We start from the raw sequence: 15,653 nt of genomic DNA, 5'->3' as shown, positions 1-15,653 counted from the left end.
ACAGTCTGTGCCATTTGTGACGCGGAGCGTCACGGGAGGCATGCCCACGCGGAGCATGGGCACGATCATCAACCTTACGCTGATCGTTCCCACGCTCCAGCGTGGTAACGCCTCTCTGGACGCTCTGCGTCCGCTTTTGATGTGACGCACAGCGTCACGGGCATGCTCAGCGGCCGTTGGCCAGCAGTTCGGTGAATGCCTTGGCCCGGCGTGTGACTTCCTGTGGGGTTTCGGCACCGAACAGGCCTTGGACGACGGCCAGCAGGTCGGCGCCGTGCTCGACCAGTTGCGGGGCGTTGTCCAGGGTGATGCCGCCGATGACGGCGATGGGCAGGTGCACTTTGGCGCGGACCTGAGCGATCAGGTCCAGAGGCACGGCTGGCGCGTTCGGTTTGGTCTGGGAGTTGAAGAAACGTCCGAACGCCACGTAAGTCGCCCCGTCGGCCTTGGCGCGCTCGGCCAACTCCAGTTTGCCGTGGCAGGTCGCGCCGACAATCGCTTTGTGTCCCAGCAACGCCCGTGCGTCGGGCAATGAGCCGTCGGTCTGCCCCAGATGCACGCCCACACCCAGACGAGCCGCCAGTTCTGCATCGTCATTGATGATCAGCCGCGTCTTGTAACGCTCGCACAGCTTGAGCAGTTCGGTCGCCTCGCGCAGGCGGCGCGATTCGTCTTCCGTCTTGTCCCGGTACTGCAGCAGCGTCACGCCGCCATCAAGGGCGGCTTCAACGTAAGACAGGAACTTGCCCGTCAGCAACTGGCTGTCGGTAATGGCATACAGGCCACGTAGTTTCATGGATCGACCCTCATGGCAGTGCGTTACGAACAGAAGTCCAGCGGAAGACGGCGGGGGACGAATTGACCCTTGCCCAACTGCTCGGCGTCGCGCAACGTTCTCCAGGTGTAATCGAGGGCGGATTTCACCGCGCTGACCATTTCCTCGCCCTGTGCCAATCGTCCCGCAAGAGCGCTGGCCAGTGTGCAGCCTGAACCGTGGTAACTGCCTGGCAAGCGTTCACAGACAAAGGTATGGGTCTGGCCGCCACGAACATAGAGACGATTGTGGATCTGTTGTTCGTCGCCATGCCCGCCGGTGATCAACAGATGTTCGCAATAAGGCAACAGTTTTTCTGCGCATTCATCCGCCGTGCCTTCAGGCAGCTCCGCAAGGATGCGGGCTTCCGGCAGGTTGGGCGTGGCGATGGCCGACAGCGGCAGCAGTTGCTCACGCATGGCGTAACCAACTTCATCCTTGCCCAGCCGTCCGCCGCCACCGGCCCGCAACACCGGGTCGCAGACCATGGGCAGATGCGGATTGGCCCGCAGAAGCTCGACAACGGTATCGACCATGTCCAGCGAGCCAAGCATGCCCAGCTTCACGGCGGCGACGCACGAGTCGTTGAGGACGGCATGCGCCTGGGCGAGCACCCAGTCGCGATCCAGCACGCGGAAATCACTGACATTGACGGTGTCTTGAACCGTCAGCGCCGTGATGACCGGAGCGGCATGGCAACCCTGGGCAAGCAAGGCTTCTATATCGGCCTGCATGCCGGCGCCGCCACTAGGGTCGTGGCCGGAGAGGCAGAGGACAACGGGGCGGGAGCTATAGATATTCATGGTGCGCGAGCTTATCACTAAACCTTTCCGGGGCCGTCTGTCGATGAACGATTTTCTTGCGGATCGGTAGAGCGCGCCGAACGCCCGAGCGGCCTGTTTAAATTCGAAGAAAATTCATGTTTGGCCTGGAAGTGCCGAAATAGAGCCATCGTCTTGATTATTAAAGCGATGGTGCCTTAAAGCTATTAACGGCTATGCTTCACTATTCCGAGAGTCTGCTGAATGGCGTGCCCGCTGCGGTGTCCACAGGCAGTTGTCGTGTACCGGTCACACCCTTAAGCCTGTTTCAAGGATAGACATTTGCAGGACGTCGCCATCAACGGATGGAGTGGCCGCGACGACCGACCTTGGGGCTTTAATGCGATATCTGCTAATCATGCTTGCTGTCTGGCTGCCAATGCTGGCTCATGCCGTGGAGTTTGATGAGAACACTCAGTTCCTGCCGCTTGGGCGGGCGATTCAGGTGTTCGAGGACCCGACGGGTGAGGCGACGATCGAAAGCGTGAGCTCCGAGGCGGGCACGCGTGAGTTTCGCCCTCTGCAAACCCGCACCTTCAATGCCGGCTACTCGCATTCGGCTTTCTGGTTGAAAGTCGATCTGTTGTATCGCCCCCGCACGGCCGACCAGCATACGGACTGGCTGCTGGAGCTGGCGTACCCACCGATGGATCACGTCGACTTTTATTCACAGGACGCCGTCGGACGCCCGACACTGATCTGGCAGACCGGTGACATGCTGCCGTTCGCCAGCCGCCAGTTCAAACAGAACAACTACCTCTTCCAGCTGGACGTGCCGCCCGGTCAGCAGCGCACCGTGTACCTGCGCCTCAAGAGTGAGGGCTCGCTCCAGGGACCGCTCAATCTCTGGTCAACCCATGCCTATCTCGAGGCCCAACCGGCTCGGATCTACGTGTTCGGTCTGATCTACGGCGTACTGCTGGGGATGCTGGTCTACAACCTGTTCATCTTCATCAGTGTGCGCGACCCCGATTACCTCTATTACATCCTCTACGTCGCGTCGTTCGGGCTGTATCAGATGTCGATCAACGGGGTCGCGATCGAATACCTGTGGCCGAATAACCCATGGTGGGCGAATGCGTCGACACCGTTCCTGATGGCGATGGCTACGCTGTTCGCCTGCCAGTTTTCACGCAGCTTTCTGATGACCAAACGTCTGGCGCCCTGGCTCGACAAGCTGCTGCTGGTTATGGTCGGCGCGGCTGCCGTGGTCATGGGTATTGCCTTGTTTCTGGGCTACGGCCCTGCGTTGCGTTCGGCGACCTATCTGGTCGAGGCCGGGGCGCTTGTGATCTATCTGGCGGGCATCGTCGCCGTTGCCAAGGGCGAGCGCGTAGGGCGTTACTTCGTGATTGCCTGGTCGGTGTTCATGGTCGGCGGGGTGATTTTCGGCCTGATGCTGCTGGGCAAATTGCCCAATACCTTCCTGACCATGTACGCCTGCCATATCGGCACCGTGTTTGAAATGGCGCTGCTGTCCATGGCGCTCGCCGACCGCATCAACCATGCCCGGCGACAACAGGCCCAGACACTGGTGGCAACCGGCAGGGATCTGGAACGCCTGAACCAGCAACTGGCGACCAGCAACCGCCTCAAGGACGAATTTCTGGCCACGGTCACCCACGAGTTGCGCACGCCCATGAACGGGGTGATCGGTTCTCTGGAATTGATGCAGACCCTGAAGCTGGGCGATGAACTGGAGATGTATCAACAGACAGCTGCCAGCTCCGCTCAGGACATGATGAGCATGATCAACGGCATTCTGACCCTCACCGAGCTGCAGGCTGGTGTGCTGTATGCCGAGTGCGATGCGTTTGAGGTCAGTGAACTGTTCGGCCAGTTGCATGAACGTTTCAACAGCCCGGCGCAGGCCAAGTCGCTGGCGCTGACCTTCGATCTGGACGACAAGCTGCCTGCCACGGTTCGTGGCGATGCCGACAAGCTGTACCAGTGCGTCGAGTGCCTGCTGGACAATGCCATCAAGTTCACCCGCGAAGGCGAGATCAGGGTGCGGGTCAGCGGTCAGCCGCAGGACCTTGACCGTCTGCGCCTGCGGATCGAAGTCATGGACACCGGCATCGGGTTCAACCGTCTGGACGAGGTCAAGCTGTACGAGCACTTCTTCCAGGTTGATGGCTCGATGACCCGTCAGTACGGCGGGCTGGGCATCGGTCTGGCGATCTGCCGCAAACTGGTCGAGTTGCAGGGCGGTGAGTTGAGCCATCATTCCGAGCCGGGACAAGGCAGTTGCTTCACCTTGAGCCTGCCGATGCTGATGGCCATTCCGGGCGCAGTGCGCAAGACGCCTGAATTGAAAGCCCATTGGGGTATTTGAGCGTGAGAGTAGAGGGCAAAAGCGCCGGTCATTCGGCGCATACGGCACTTTTTAAAGGCGATGCCTTGGGCGCATGATTTACTCCTGCTCATGAAACACGCAGGGAGAACATGACTCATGAACCTGAATCAATTCGCCGAAACCCACGAAGTCACCAATCAGCCACCGCCGCTCGACGGTGCGAATCTCTACAGAATCGATCTGCCGCTGCAACAGTGGAGCAAGCGCTACGGCGCAGGCTGGGCCGAGTCGCGCATCGATGCGTACGGTGCGCTGGCCGGTGGGCCGCTGATGGAAGCCGGTTTTCTCGCCAACCAGCACAAGCCAGTGTTCGCCAGCCACGACCGCTACGGCCATCGCATCGACCTGATCGAGTTTCATCCGGCCTACCACCAGTTGATGAACACCGCCATCGAGCATGGCATCCCTTCGCTGCCCTGGGCCGACCCGCAGCCCGGCGCGCATGTCGCTCGAGCGGCGATGAGCTATCTGCACACTCAGGCCGATCCCGGCAGCGGTTGCCCGCTGACGATGACTTTTGCCAGCGTTCCGGCCTTGCGCCTGCAACCCGATCTTGCCGAGATCTGGCTGCCCAAGGTGCTTTCCACTCAGTACGATTCGCGCAACCTCGGTATTGCCCACAAGACCGGGGCGACCATCGGTATGGCCATGACCGAGAAGCAGGGCGGCACCGATGTGCGCAGCAATACCACCCGCGCCTGGCCAGTCGGTGCGGGCGGGCCGGGGCAGGCGTACGAACTGGTCGGGCACAAATGGTTCTGCTCGGCACCGATGTGCGATGCCTTCCTGACCCTGGCACAGACCGACAAAGGACTGAGCTGTTTCCTGCTGCCGCGTCACCGGCCGGACGACACGCGTAATGAGTTCTATATCCAGCGTCTCAAGAACAAGCTGGGCAACTGGTCCAACGCCTCCTGCGAAGTCGAGTTTCGAGGGGCGCTGGCGTGGATGATCGGCGAGGAAGGGCGCGGTGTGGCGACCATTATCGAAATGGTCGCCATGACGCGCTTTGACTGCATGATTGGCTCCGGCGCGCTGATGCGTCAGGCGCTGACCCAGGCCACCCATCACTGCGCCCACCGCTCGGTGAGTGGCCGGTTGCTGGCCGAGCAGCCACTGATGCAAAACGTGCTGGCCGATCTGGCGCTGGAAAGCGAGGCGGCGCTGGCGCTGACCCTGCGCATGGGCCGCGCGCTGGATCATCTGGATGAGTCCCATGAATCGCGCTTCGTACGCCTGGTGACGGCGGTTGGCAAGTACTGGATCTGCAAGCGCGCCCCGGCGATGATCAACGAAGCCGCTGAATGCCTCGGCGGTGCTGGCTACGTCGAAGACAGCATTCTGCCGCGCCTGTACCGGGAAGCACCGGTCAACTCGACGTGGGAAGGTTCCGGCAACGTGCAGTGCCTTGATGTGTTGAGGGCACTGTCGAAGGAACCGGGTGTACTCGATGCCTTGTTCGACGAACTGGGTGACGGGCATGGCGATCGACGTCTGGCCGCGCACATCGCCACGCTGAAAGACGCCTTCACCGATTTGAGCGATATCCAGTACCACGCGCGGCAACTGACCGAAGACATCGCCGTCGCCCTGCAGGCCAAACTGTTGCTTGAGGCGGGTAATGCGGCCGTCAGCGACGGTTTCATCGCCGGTCGCATAGCCGCTGGCGGGCGAGTGTATGGCGCATTGCCGCGAGGTGTGGATGTCGAAACATTGGTGTCCAGAGCGTCGCCGCAGGTGGCATGAGCACGCGAACCCGTTAGGATGCAGGTCTGCAAGTTCAGACAGGACATGAAACGTGACCCAAGCCTTTGTTGTTGTAGACACTGCCGAGCAAGCTGTAGAGCGTCTCGCTGAACTGCACGAGCGTGCGACCAGCGCGCTGAGCCAGGCGCTCAAGCGTTACCTGAAAGACCGCGTCGAACCCAGCGCCGAAGAACGAGCGCAGTTCCGCTACCCTGAATTGCGCCTCAACTACCAGTGCCACGGCGAAGTGCCGTTGACCACTCGCGCTTACGCCAAGGTCCAGCTGCCCGGCACTTACAGCGTTACCGTCACGCAGCCCAAGGCGTTTCGCAAATACCTGCTGGAGCAGCTCGGCCCACTAATGAGCGACTTCACCGTGACGGTCGAAGTCGGCATGAGCGAGCAGAACATTCCTTATCCGTACGTGGTGGAGCAGGGCGATGAGCTGGCTGGCTCCGGCGTGACCGCCGCTGCGCTGGCGCGGGTGTTCCCGAGTACCGACCTGTCGGCCGCGACCGATGGCATTGCCGACGGCCTCTACGACTGGGCGAATGTCGATCCGCTGCCACTGGCGCTGTTCGATGCTGCACGCGTGGACTTCTCATTGCGTCGTCTGGTGCATTACACCGGCAGCGACTGGCGTCATGTGCAGCCGTGGATTCTGCTGACCAACTATCACCGTTATGTCGACCAGTTCATCCTGCATGGCCTGGAAAAGCTGCGTGAAGATCCGCGTTTCGTACGCATGGTCCTGCCCGGCAACGTCATTGTCGACAAGAGCATGAGTCAGGACGAAGCCCAGGCAATCGTCGCCAGCGTGGTCTGGCACCGCTACCAGATGCCGGCCTATCACCTGATCGCCGAAGACGGTCACGGCGTGACGCTGGTAAACATTGGTGTCGGCCCGTCCAACGCCAAGAACATCACCGACCACCTGGCGGTATTGCGTCCGCATTGCTGGCTGATGATCGGCCACTGCGGCGGCCTGCGACAGTCGCAGACCATCGGCGACTACGTGCTGGCCCACGCCTACATGCGTCGCGACGGCATTCTGGACCGCGTGCTGCCGCCACACATCCCGATTCCGGCCCTGGCCGAGGTGCAACTGGCCCTGCAGGAATCGGCTGCGCAAATCACCGGCGAGCGTGGCGAAGAACTCAAGAAGCGCCTGCGTACCGGCACTGTGCTGACCTACGACGACCGCAATTGGGAACTGCGCTGGGCGCAGGAGCGTCCGCTGATCAACCTGTCCCGCGCCGTGGCCGTGGACATGGAAAGCGGCACCATCGCCGCGCAGGGTTATCGTCTGCGGGTGCCCTATGGCACGTTGCTGTGCGTATCCGACAAGCCGTTGCACAGCGAAATCAAGCTGCCTGGCTCGGCCAACGCGTTCTATGAACGCGCAGTCAGCCAGCATCTGAAGATCGGCATCGCAGCGCTGGACCTGCTACGCACCGAGCTGAATTCGCTGCACTCGCGCAAACTGCGCAGCTTCGACGAACCGCCGTTCCGTTGATTGCGGTTGGTATTTGCAGAAAGGGCCACTAAAGTGGTCCTTTCTGTTTTCCGATTGCCGAATTCCCATGTCCCGCATCCAGCGTCCTGCCTCCCGCCGTCCTCAAACCAGTCCATCAGGCGCTCCCCGGCGAGTCGCCAAGGCGCCACCCGCCGAGCCAAAGCTGATCCTGTTCAACAAGCCGTTCGACGTATTGACCCAGTTCAACGACGAGCAGGGTCGGGCGACGCTCAAGGATTTCATCAAAATCCCGGGCATTTACCCGGCAGGCCGACTGGATCGCGACAGCGAAGGCCTGTTGCTGCTGACCAACGACGGGCAATTGCAGGCGCGTATTGCCGATCCGAAGCACAAGCTGGCCAAGACCTACTGGGTGCAGGTCGAGGGCGAACCGAGCGAAGAACAGTTGCAGCAACTGCGTGAGGGTGTGCAGCTCAATGACGGCCCGACCTTGCCCGCCGAAGCCCGGCAGATTGAGGAGCCTGTCCTATGGCCGCGTAATCCGCCGGTCCGCTTTCGCAAAAGCGTGCCAACGCACTGGCTGGAACTGGTCATCAGGGAAGGCCGCAATCGACAGGTACGACGCATGACCGCTGCCGTTGGCCTGCCGACGCTGAGGCTGGTGCGCGTCAGGATCGGCGACTGGACGCTCGACGGGCTCGATCAGGGTGAGTATCGCGAGGTGCCCGCCAGGCTGTAACGCTGTTATCACGGCCCTTTATCAGTTGCGCAGATGAACCAGCGGCATTTCGGTGCTGGCCAGGACCTGATTGAGCACAAAGCTCGACCGCACGCTGGTTACGCCTTCGATACGGGTCAGATGCCCCAGCAGCAGTTTCTGGTAATGGTCCATGTCAGGCACCACGACTTTCAGCTGATAGTCGGCTTCCATCCCGGTCACCAGGCTGCATTCCAGCACCTGAGGCAGGTTGCGAATCTGCTGCTCGAAGTTCTCGAAACGCTCCGGCGTGTGGCGGTCCATGCCGATCAGCACGTAGGCCGTCAGATTCAGGCCCAGCTTCTTGCGGTCCAGCAAGGCCACCTGTCGCACGATGTAACCATCATCCTCCAGCTGTTTGACCCGGCGCGAGCACGGCGACGGCGACAGACCAATGCGTTCCGCCAATTCCTGGTTTGAGATGCGCGCGTCCTTTTGCAATTCGGCCAAAATGCTCAAGTCATATCTGTCGAGCTTGCTCACGATCTACCCCTTTATGATTTGGATTGCGCAGGATTATTCATCTGAAGTCAAAAATTGCGCAAGTGATGTTTTATCAAGCAACATTAGCAATCCTCTGCCGACGCCGCAGGCCTATTCTTTTAACCAGAATCACTGCCCGGACACAGCGTCCAGCGCGACCCGCCGAATCAGGCCAGTCGCGGCCTCCCACCCAACCGGGTGTGCCAGGCCCCCGGGCTACAGACTGTCCACAAGACGGTGTGAAGTGAGCCGATGCCACAAGCGTCGCGCCAGGACGAAGTATCCCAAGGGGGCCAACTGGTCCCCTTTTCTTTGCGTCCTGATAAAGTGCACAGAACGGCGCATCGCTATCACCGTCTCAATAACGTCCATCCGCGCTCTAGTGAGGAAAGCATGAAATCTGGCATCTGGCAGTTCGCGGGTCTGAGTCTGTTATGCCTGAGCATCAGTGCCCATGCGTTGGCCGACGAGCGTGATGATTCACGAGGTAATGCCATCGACGGTGGACCTCAGCGACAGCAACAGCAAAATCAACAGCAGCGTTTTCAGCAGCAGGAAAATCAGCAGCGTCAGATGCAGCAGCAACAGAATCAGAATCAACAGCGCAACGTCGAGCGCCAGCAACAGCAGCAGATCTATCAGCAGCAGAACATGCAGCAGCGTCAGATCCAGGAGCAGCAGAACCAGCAACGCCAGGTCGAACGTCAGCAGCAACAACAGATTCAGCAGCAGGAACTCCAGCAGCGCAATGTGGAGCGTCAGCAGCAACAGCAGATCAATCAGCAGCAGCGCGAGCAGCAACGCCAGATTCAGGAACAGCAGAATCAACAGCGCCAGCAGCAACAGCAGTTGAGACAGAATCAGGACAATCTGCCGATCCAGAGTGGTCCGCGTGAAGCCTGGCAAACCCAGCAGCCGCGTGAGGGTTACTATCAGGACATTCCGCGTGGCAACAACCGAAACTGGTCGGCTGGCAACGGCAGACCCGATGACCGCTGGAACGGACGTCCTGACGGACACGGCAACGGCTGGGGGCCTGGACCGCGCTATCGTCCGGGTTACGCCATCGACAGCGTGCCGCACGGTTATTCGCGTGTCCCTTATCGCGGGCAGGATTACTACTATTCCGAAGGTTACTGGTATAGGCCGCAAGGCCCGCGCTACGTGGTCGTGAACCCGCCCTACGGCGCACGTGTTCGCAGCCTGCCGTCGTATTCGCAGGAAGTGTGGATTGGCAGCAGTCTGTTGTTTCTGGCGGCAGGCACGTATTACACGTATCAGTCCGACAGTCAGGAATACGTGGTGGTCAATCCGCCGCAGAACGAGACGGTGTATTCACAGCCGGTGCAGCAACAGGGCAACGGCTACGATCCCGTCGCCTATCCCCAAAACGGCCAGAGTCAGCAGCAGGTCGAACTGGATCGCTACCAATGCTACCGCTGGGCCGTGGAACAAAGCGGTTTCGATCCGGCCAACATCACCTCGCAGCCCCAGGCTGAAGTCGTTGACCTGTACCGGCGTTCGATGGGTGCCTGCCTGGCAGGGCGCGGCTACAGCGTCAATTAAAGCTGATCAGGCGCGAGCCTGCTTCACCACTTCCTGAGGGTCGGCGTGCACCAGCACTTCGGCCTTCGGGTACTGCGCGTGGATGGCGTCGGCGACCTGATCGCACAACGCATGGGCAACTGACAACGTCAGCGCGCCCGGCAGCTCAAGGTGCAGTTGCACGAACCAGTGATTGCCGGAAATCCGCGTGCGCAGATCATGCGCGCCCAACACCCCCGGCACGCCGCACGCCAGTTCCAGCATATGCGTGCTGACATCGCTGGGCAGTTCCTCGTCCATCAGCACGGAAACGGTTTCCCTGGCGATCTGAAAAGCGCTCCACAGAATGTACAGCGCGATCCCTAGCCCGAAGTACGCATCCAGTTGCTGCCAGCCGAAGTACGCCAGCGTCAGCGCCAGCAAGATACTGGCGTTGAGCAGCAAGTCCGAACGGTAGTGCAGGGAGTCAGCCCGTATCGCGGCAGACCCGGTCGCCTTGATCACCCGGCTTTGCAGGGTCAGCAGTGCCAGCGTCAGCGCAATGGACACCACCATCACGATCATGCCCAGCAATGGCGCGCCCAGCGGCTCCGGGTTCTGAATACGCTGCACCGCCTGAAAGGCGATCAACACGCCGCTGACACCGATAAACAGCGCCTGCGCCATGCCCGACAGCGCTTCCGCCTTGCCGTGACCATAACGGTGATCGTCATCGGCCGGGCGCAGGGCGTAATGCACGGCCAGCAGATTGAGGAAGGACGCGGCGCCGTCCAGCAGCGAGTCGGTCAGACCTGCAAGCAGACTGACCGACCCACTGATCCACCACGCCACGCTCTTGGCCAGGATCAGCGTAATCGCCACCCCAAGTGAAGCCCGCGTCGCGAGACGCAACAGTCTGCTGTGTTCGGCACTGGTGCTCATGACGCGTCCTTCAAACCTGGAAAAGATTACGCAGCCGGGATCAGGCCCAGCGAAGCCAGTTGCTCGACGCTGCCCTTGTGCTGAATCAGGCGCGGGTCGTTCAGCGGCAATGAACGGCCCAGCTCGGTTTCGATGATGGCCTGCAGCTTGATGTTGTCGACACTGCCATCGGCCTTGATCGCCGGTTGCAGTTTCTGGGGATCGATCTGCGCATGCTCGCCCGGCCCGTAGTAAATCGCACCGGTCGCAAAGTCCACCGCAAAGGCGATCACGCCGGGAATGATATAGAACAGCAGCCCGAACGCATCCAGCGCCGCAATGGCCGGATCGACCTTGCCATCAATCTGACCACGACGGTCAGGGTAGAAAATACTGCCGCAGGCAGTCAGCTGGGTCAGCAACGTGGCGACCACAACGCCACCAATCAAACGGGAAGGAATGCGCATGGAAAGCTCCTGAGATGAAGAGGGCAACTATACAAGGCAAAGGCTGCAAGGCTAAGACTATTGAGTGGTGGGGTGGTTCTGGTGGGTGGAACGTTACCTTGGGTCGATCACCTCTATGCGACAGCAGTTTATGGCGTACCGACCTTTCAGGCGTCCTGCCATTTCGCCCAGTCACCCAGAATCACAGGTACCCGGTCATGATCCTGAATCCAGTCATGAAGGCTAGGGTCTATCCATTTGACAGCTTGCGAAAGATCTCTATGCAGCTCATGGAGAGGCTGCCATAAAAGCGGCTCATGATGGAAACAGCGATTACGCAGGTCACGCGCTTTGTTCAGCACCGCTCGGATATTGTCAGGTTTTCGCATGTTTGCAGGGCAGTAATAGAATACCTTCATCAACGGCTTTGAGAGGCTGACGATAGCTGCTCTGTTGAAAAGGGACGTCCAAAAACCAAAACTGAGTTCTGCCACTATATTGTCAGGGGTCGCGTTTGCTTTTCGCCTGAGTACATCCTTCTGCGCATCAAAAACTCTGTCATATAATCTTTGAAAATTATGATTTCCGGTATTGTCCCACTCTTCATACCAGTCTCTACGGCCGTACTCCACTGTCAGTTCCTTTTGAATACCATTTCGCAGGGCTACCTCCAGCACATGAAAAATAGTGACGAAGGCTTCGGCGGCTCTCATGTTATGCACGTAGGCCTCCGCTGCGCGGTCATGCTTGCCTTTATTGCATTCAAGATAACGGTGCATTCTGGGTGTCGACAGCTTTGCTTAAAGTGTTTTCCAAACCATAGCGACATGTAACTCCTGGATGTCCAGTGGGCGACGGGGCAGCCTCCAGGTGGAAATTCTAGACAGAGAGAGCTTGTTGGGTGGGGGATATATGTAGCATTGCGTTACTTTATGTGAGAGGAAGGTTAAGCAGTCTAGTTACGTTTCGGATTCGGAATTGTTAGTTGTAAGAAAAGTTACTTTTTTATGTGCGAATCTTTTTTGCTACAGGGAATCATTCGTGCCATGAGGTTCGGCTGATAACTTGAGAGTTGACGTGACTCTCTAATGTGATAAGTTCACCTCGCTGCCCTGGCAACTCCACTCCCGCGATACAGAAGCGGTGACGAGATCAGGTTGAGTTATGGCCCCGCATGCGGGGCCTTCTTGTTTCTGGCGTTTGAGAATCCTGAACCTCCAGCATTTCAAGTGTCATGTCGCTTCTCGACCCTCCTGTATTCATTCGCACGTATGTCGCACTTCCTGCTCCTGGATGGGGCTGGCCCACGTACTCGATCATCATGTGAAGCACACCCCACACCCGTATAATCAGCCGCCTGTTCTGGAGCTGCCATGATTTCCCTACCCATCGATGCCGTCCTTCCCGCCTTGCGTCAGGCGCTGTCCACCCGTCACGAGGCCGTGCTCGAAGCGCCGCCGGGTGCGGGCAAGACCACGCGTGTGCCGCTCGCGCTGCTGGAGGAAACCTGGCTGGCCGGGCAGACGATCCTCATGCTGGAACCGCGGCGTCTGGCTGCGCGCGCTGCCGCCGAGCGTCTGGCGAGCGAGCTGGGTGAGAAGGTGGGCGAGACCGTGGGCTATCGCATCCGACTGGAAAGCAAAGTCGGCCCCAAAACCCGCATCGAAGTGGTCACCGAAGGTATCTTGACCCGACGTCTGCAGGACGATCCGGCGCTGGAAGGTGTCGGGTTGCTGATCTTCGATGAGTTTCACGAGCGCAGTCTGGATGCCGATTTGGCACTGGCCCTGAGCCTTAACGGCCGTGAGCTGTTTCGCGATGACCTGCCGCTGAAGATTCTGCTGATGTCGGCGACGCTGGAAGGCGAGCGGCTGGCGGCGTTGCTGGACGATGCGCCGGTCGTGCGCAGCGACGGGCGTATGTTTCCGGTGACGATGCAGTGGGGGCGTCCTTTTCAGCCCGGTGAGTTTGTCGAGCCACGCGTGGTGCAGACCGTACTCGATGCGCTGGGTAGCGAGTCCGGCAGCCTGCTGGTGTTTCTGCCGGGCCAGGCCGAGATTCGTCGGGTCAATCAGCAACTGGCCGATGCGCTGGGCGAGCGCGACGATATTCTGCTGTGTCCCTTGCACGGTGAACTGGACCTGAGCGCCCAGCGTGCGGCTATCGAGCCTGCGCCCAAGGGCACGCGCAAGGTGGTGCTGGCGACCAATATCGCCGAGACCAGTCTGACCATCGACGGCGTCCGGGTGGTGATTGATGCCGGATTGGCGCGTGTGCCGCGATTCGATCCGGGCAGCGGCATGACGCGCCTTGAAACCCAGCGCATCTCCCGCGCCAGCGCCACGCAACGCGCCGGACGAGCAGGGCGTCTGGAGCCGGGCGTGTGTTATCGCCTGTGGTCAGAAGCGCAGCACGATCAGTTGGCGGCCTACGGCACGGCGGAAATTCTGCAGGCGGATCTGGCCGGACTGGCGCTGCAACTGGCGCGCTGGGGCGTGACGCCAGCTCAACTGGTCTGGCTGGATGTGCCGCCCGCGGCCGCTTATGCACAGGCGCAAGACCTGCTGGTACGTCTGGAAGCGCTAAGCAGTCAGCCAGAGCAACCGCGCAGCCTGACGCCCCACGGCCAGGCGATGGCCGAGTTGCCTGCTCATCCACGCATCGCCCATTTGCTTCTGCGCGGCCATGCGCTGGGGCTTGGCGATCTGGCATGTGATGTCGCAGCGTTGTTGGGCGAGCGGGATATTCTGCGTGGCGCCGGGGCCGATTTGCACAGTCGCCTGACCTTGCTGGCGGGCACCGAGCGCGCAGCACGTGGCGCACAGGGTGGCGTGCAACGGGCCAAACAGCTGGCGCGTCAGTACCGTGGCTACCTGCGCGGCAAGGCTGAAAGTCCGGTCATTGATCCCGATCACCCGCGCTGGCTCGGCGCGTTGCTGGCGCTGGCCTACCCGGACCGTGTCGCCCAGCAGCGTAGACCGGGTGGCGCGGAGTATCGTCTGGCCAATGGTCGCGCTGCGTTGTTTGCCGAAGCCGACGCCTTGATGAAGCAGGCCTGGATCGTCGTGGCGGATCTGGGCAGTCGTCAGGGGCAGCGTGAAGAGCGCATCTACCTGGCTGCCGAGTTCGACCCGGCGCTGTTCGATTCCGTGCTGGCCGAGCAGGTCACGTTGCTCGACCAGATCGACTGGGACGAGCGCGAAGGCGTGTTCCGCGCCGAACGCCAGCGCAAGGTCGGCGAATTGATCCTCAGCCGTGAGCCCCTCACCGGGCTGGACGAAGCCACACGCAGTCGCGCCTTGCTCGCGCTGGTCCGGCGCAAGGGGCTGGAGTTGTTGCCGTGGACGCCGGAGCTGCGTCAGTGGCAGGCGCGGGTCGCTTTGTTGCGCCAACTGGATCTGGAAAAACAGCCTTCCAGTGAATGGCCGGACGTGTGCGACGCCAGCCTGCTCGACACACTGGAAAGCTGGCTGCAGCCGTATCTGGGCAAAGTCACGCGGCTCAGCCATTTCGGCAACCTGGACCTGTCCTCGATCCTGCGCAACCTGCTGCCCTGGCCGCTGCCGCAGCGCCTCGATGAACTCGCGCCCCATCATCTCAGCGTGCCCTCCGGCTCATCAGTGCGCCTGGACTACAGCGAACACCCGCCCATCCTCGCCGTGCGCCTGCAGGAACTGTTCGGCCTGGCCGACACCCCGCGCATCGCCAACGGCAGACAGGTCGTCAAGCTGCACCTGCTGTCACCCGCCCGCCGTCCGGTGCAGGTCACGCAGGACTTGGCCAACTTCTGGCGCAGTACGTATGCAGAGGTGAAAAAGGATTTGAAGGGCAGGTATCCGAAGCATTACTGGCCGGATGATCCGCTGGTGGCGGAAGCTACGGCGCGGGTCAAACCGAGGGGGACGTAGGTTTGCGGGCTGTGATGATCGCCTGAGACGCGCTGACGTCGACGCGTGGCGTAACCATCAGGAGTAGCAGGGGAGGAATAACAAAAAAGGGAATGCCCTGGCGGACACTCCCTCTTGCTGCATCAGCGACGCAGGATGCGGCTGAGCAACACTGCCGCTACCGCACCAATTGCAAAGGCTGCGACCGGCTTCTCTTTGACGAACGCAGACACCGTGTCCAGCGCATCGCCGTAAGTCTTGGTCAGTTGACCGGAGGCCTGGCGGCCAGCACCTTCGGCTTCCAGCTTCGAATCACCCAGGAATCTCCCGACCGCGCCTTGCGCCTTGCCGACGAGCTTTTCTGCAACACCTTCTACCTGTTCACTCTTCATGATTCATCAAACCTTCGTGTGTAAATGGG

The 15,653-nt window shown here is 60.5% G+C and carries 13 protein-coding genes and 1 pseudogene; 6 read left to right on the top strand and 8 right to left on the bottom strand.

The genetic code is table 11. The annotated features are described in order from the left end of the window. Positions 1–166: 166 nt before the first annotated feature. Together thiE and QRN20_RS16125 are read right to left on the bottom strand one after the other, a co-directional pair. On the bottom strand, positions 167–796 hold the full coding sequence (thiE, locus tag QRN20_RS16130; RefSeq protein ID WP_122416633.1) for a thiamine phosphate synthase: 630 nt from the start codon (positions 794–796) through the stop codon (positions 167–169). 23 nt (positions 797–819) lie between these two features. Further along, complete coding sequence (locus QRN20_RS16125; protein WP_057411161.1) at positions 820–1,617, bottom strand: hydroxymethylpyrimidine/phosphomethylpyrimidine kinase; 798 nt, start codon at positions 1,615–1,617, stop codon at positions 820–822. A 358-nt stretch (positions 1,618–1,975) separates the two neighbouring features. Between QRN20_RS16125 and QRN20_RS16120 the strand changes: the two genes are divergently transcribed. From QRN20_RS16120 to QRN20_RS16105, 4 genes are all read left to right on the top strand, one after another. Beyond that, on the top strand, positions 1,976–3,970 hold the full coding sequence (locus QRN20_RS16120; protein ID WP_096768225.1) for a sensor histidine kinase: 1,995 nt from the start codon (positions 1,976–1,978) through the stop codon (positions 3,968–3,970). Positions 3,971–4,087: 117 nt separating this feature from the next. Further along, a complete protein-coding gene (locus QRN20_RS16115) occupies positions 4,088–5,737 on the top strand; it encodes an acyl-CoA dehydrogenase family protein (RefSeq protein ID WP_122501260.1) in 1,650 nt (549 codons plus the stop codon). A 52-nt stretch (positions 5,738–5,789) separates the two neighbouring features. Continuing rightward, complete coding sequence (gene amn, locus QRN20_RS16110; RefSeq protein WP_004885040.1) at positions 5,790–7,253, top strand: AMP nucleosidase; 1,464 nt, start codon at positions 5,790–5,792, stop codon at positions 7,251–7,253. Between the two features lie 67 nt (positions 7,254–7,320). Then, positions 7,321–7,953: a pseudouridine synthase gene (locus QRN20_RS16105; RefSeq protein WP_025994155.1), complete on the top strand. Its 633-nt coding sequence runs from the start codon at positions 7,321–7,323 to the stop codon at positions 7,951–7,953. Between the two features lie 21 nt (positions 7,954–7,974). Here QRN20_RS16105 and QRN20_RS16100 read toward each other — a convergent pair whose 3' ends face one another. After that, positions 7,975–8,454 carry an Lrp/AsnC family transcriptional regulator gene (locus tag QRN20_RS16100; RefSeq protein WP_004885037.1) on the bottom strand — a complete coding sequence of 160 codons (480 nt, stop codon included), beginning with the start codon at positions 8,452–8,454 and terminating at the stop codon, positions 7,975–7,977. Positions 8,455–8,808: 354 nt separating this feature from the next. Continuing rightward, a pseudogene (locus QRN20_RS26685) lies at positions 8,809–9,303 on the bottom strand (hypothetical protein); the annotation flags it as partial. Between QRN20_RS26685 and QRN20_RS16095 the strand changes: the two are divergent. Then, complete coding sequence (locus QRN20_RS16095; protein WP_029244407.1) at positions 9,304–10,020, top strand: DUF6515 family protein; 717 nt, start codon at positions 9,304–9,306, stop codon at positions 10,018–10,020. A gap of 6 nt (positions 10,021–10,026) precedes the next feature. Here the strand turns inward: QRN20_RS16095 and QRN20_RS16090 are convergent, their stop codons facing one another. The 3 genes from QRN20_RS16090 to QRN20_RS16080 all read right to left on the bottom strand — a co-directional run bounded on the left by QRN20_RS16090 (position 10,027) and on the right by QRN20_RS16080 (position 12,124). Then, positions 10,027–10,920, bottom strand: coding sequence for a cation diffusion facilitator family transporter (locus tag QRN20_RS16090; RefSeq protein ID WP_004885031.1), 894 nt, complete (start codon positions 10,918–10,920; stop codon positions 10,027–10,029). A 26-nt stretch (positions 10,921–10,946) separates the two neighbouring features. Continuing rightward, positions 10,947–11,366 carry a periplasmic Zn2+ metallochaperone PmcY gene (gene pmcY / locus QRN20_RS16085; RefSeq protein ID WP_029244406.1) on the bottom strand — a complete coding sequence of 140 codons (420 nt, stop codon included), beginning with the start codon at positions 11,364–11,366 and terminating at the stop codon, positions 10,947–10,949. A 146-nt stretch (positions 11,367–11,512) separates the two neighbouring features. Next, positions 11,513–12,124: an Abi family protein gene (locus tag QRN20_RS16080; protein WP_122509767.1), complete on the bottom strand. Its 612-nt coding sequence runs from the start codon at positions 12,122–12,124 to the stop codon at positions 11,513–11,515. Positions 12,125–12,718: 594 nt separating this feature from the next. On the opposite strand from QRN20_RS16080, the gene hrpB reads away from it, so the two are divergent. Further along, on the top strand, positions 12,719–15,253 hold the full coding sequence (gene hrpB / locus QRN20_RS16075; protein ID WP_285360785.1) for an ATP-dependent helicase HrpB: 2,535 nt from the start codon (positions 12,719–12,721) through the stop codon (positions 15,251–15,253). 122 nt (positions 15,254–15,375) lie between these two features. Here the strand turns inward: hrpB and QRN20_RS16070 are convergent, their stop codons facing one another. Continuing rightward, the gene (locus QRN20_RS16070) at positions 15,376–15,624 is read right to left on the bottom strand and encodes a CsbD family protein (protein WP_069144953.1); all 249 of its coding nucleotides are present in this window, start codon (positions 15,622–15,624) and stop codon (positions 15,376–15,378) included. Between the last annotated feature and the right edge of the window lie 29 nt (positions 15,625–15,653).

Origin of the sequence: Pseudomonas sp. fls2-241-TYG-175, from assembly GCF_030209155.1 — a bacterium.
Lineage (GTDB): Bacteria > Pseudomonadota > Gammaproteobacteria > Pseudomonadales > Pseudomonadaceae > Aquipseudomonas > Aquipseudomonas viridiflava.
Note: the sequence above shows the minus strand (reverse complement) of the source record. Positions and strands in the feature narration are given on the sequence as shown.

Bases quoted from the DNA above. Each gene is read 5' to 3' on its own strand.
- QRN20_RS16115 (WP_122501260.1), top strand. From the start codon at position 4,088: ATGAACCTGAATCAATTCGCCGAAACCCACGAAGTCACCAATCAGCCA.
- QRN20_RS16125 (WP_057411161.1), bottom strand. From the start codon at position 1,617: ATGAATATCTATAGCTCCCGCCCCGTTGTCCTCTGCCTCTCCGGCCAC.
- QRN20_RS16070 (WP_069144953.1), bottom strand. From the start codon at position 15,624: ATGAAGAGTGAACAGGTAGAAGGTGTTGCAGAAAAGCTCGTCGGCAAG.
- QRN20_RS16080 (WP_122509767.1), bottom strand. From the start codon at position 12,124: ATGCACCGTTATCTTGAATGCAATAAAGGCAAGCATGACCGCGCAGCG.
- hrpB (WP_285360785.1), top strand. From the start codon at position 12,719: ATGATTTCCCTACCCATCGATGCCGTCCTTCCCGCCTTGCGTCAGGCG.
- QRN20_RS16090 (WP_004885031.1), bottom strand. From the start codon at position 10,920: ATGAGCACCAGTGCCGAACACAGCAGACTGTTGCGTCTCGCGACGCGG.
- thiE (WP_122416633.1), bottom strand. From the start codon at position 796: ATGAAACTACGTGGCCTGTATGCCATTACCGACAGCCAGTTGCTGACG.
- pmcY (WP_029244406.1), bottom strand. From the start codon at position 11,366: ATGCGCATTCCTTCCCGTTTGATTGGTGGCGTTGTGGTCGCCACGTTG.
- QRN20_RS16105 (WP_025994155.1), top strand. From the start codon at position 7,321: ATGTCCCGCATCCAGCGTCCTGCCTCCCGCCGTCCTCAAACCAGTCCA.
- QRN20_RS16120 (WP_096768225.1), top strand. From the start codon at position 1,976: ATGCGATATCTGCTAATCATGCTTGCTGTCTGGCTGCCAATGCTGGCT.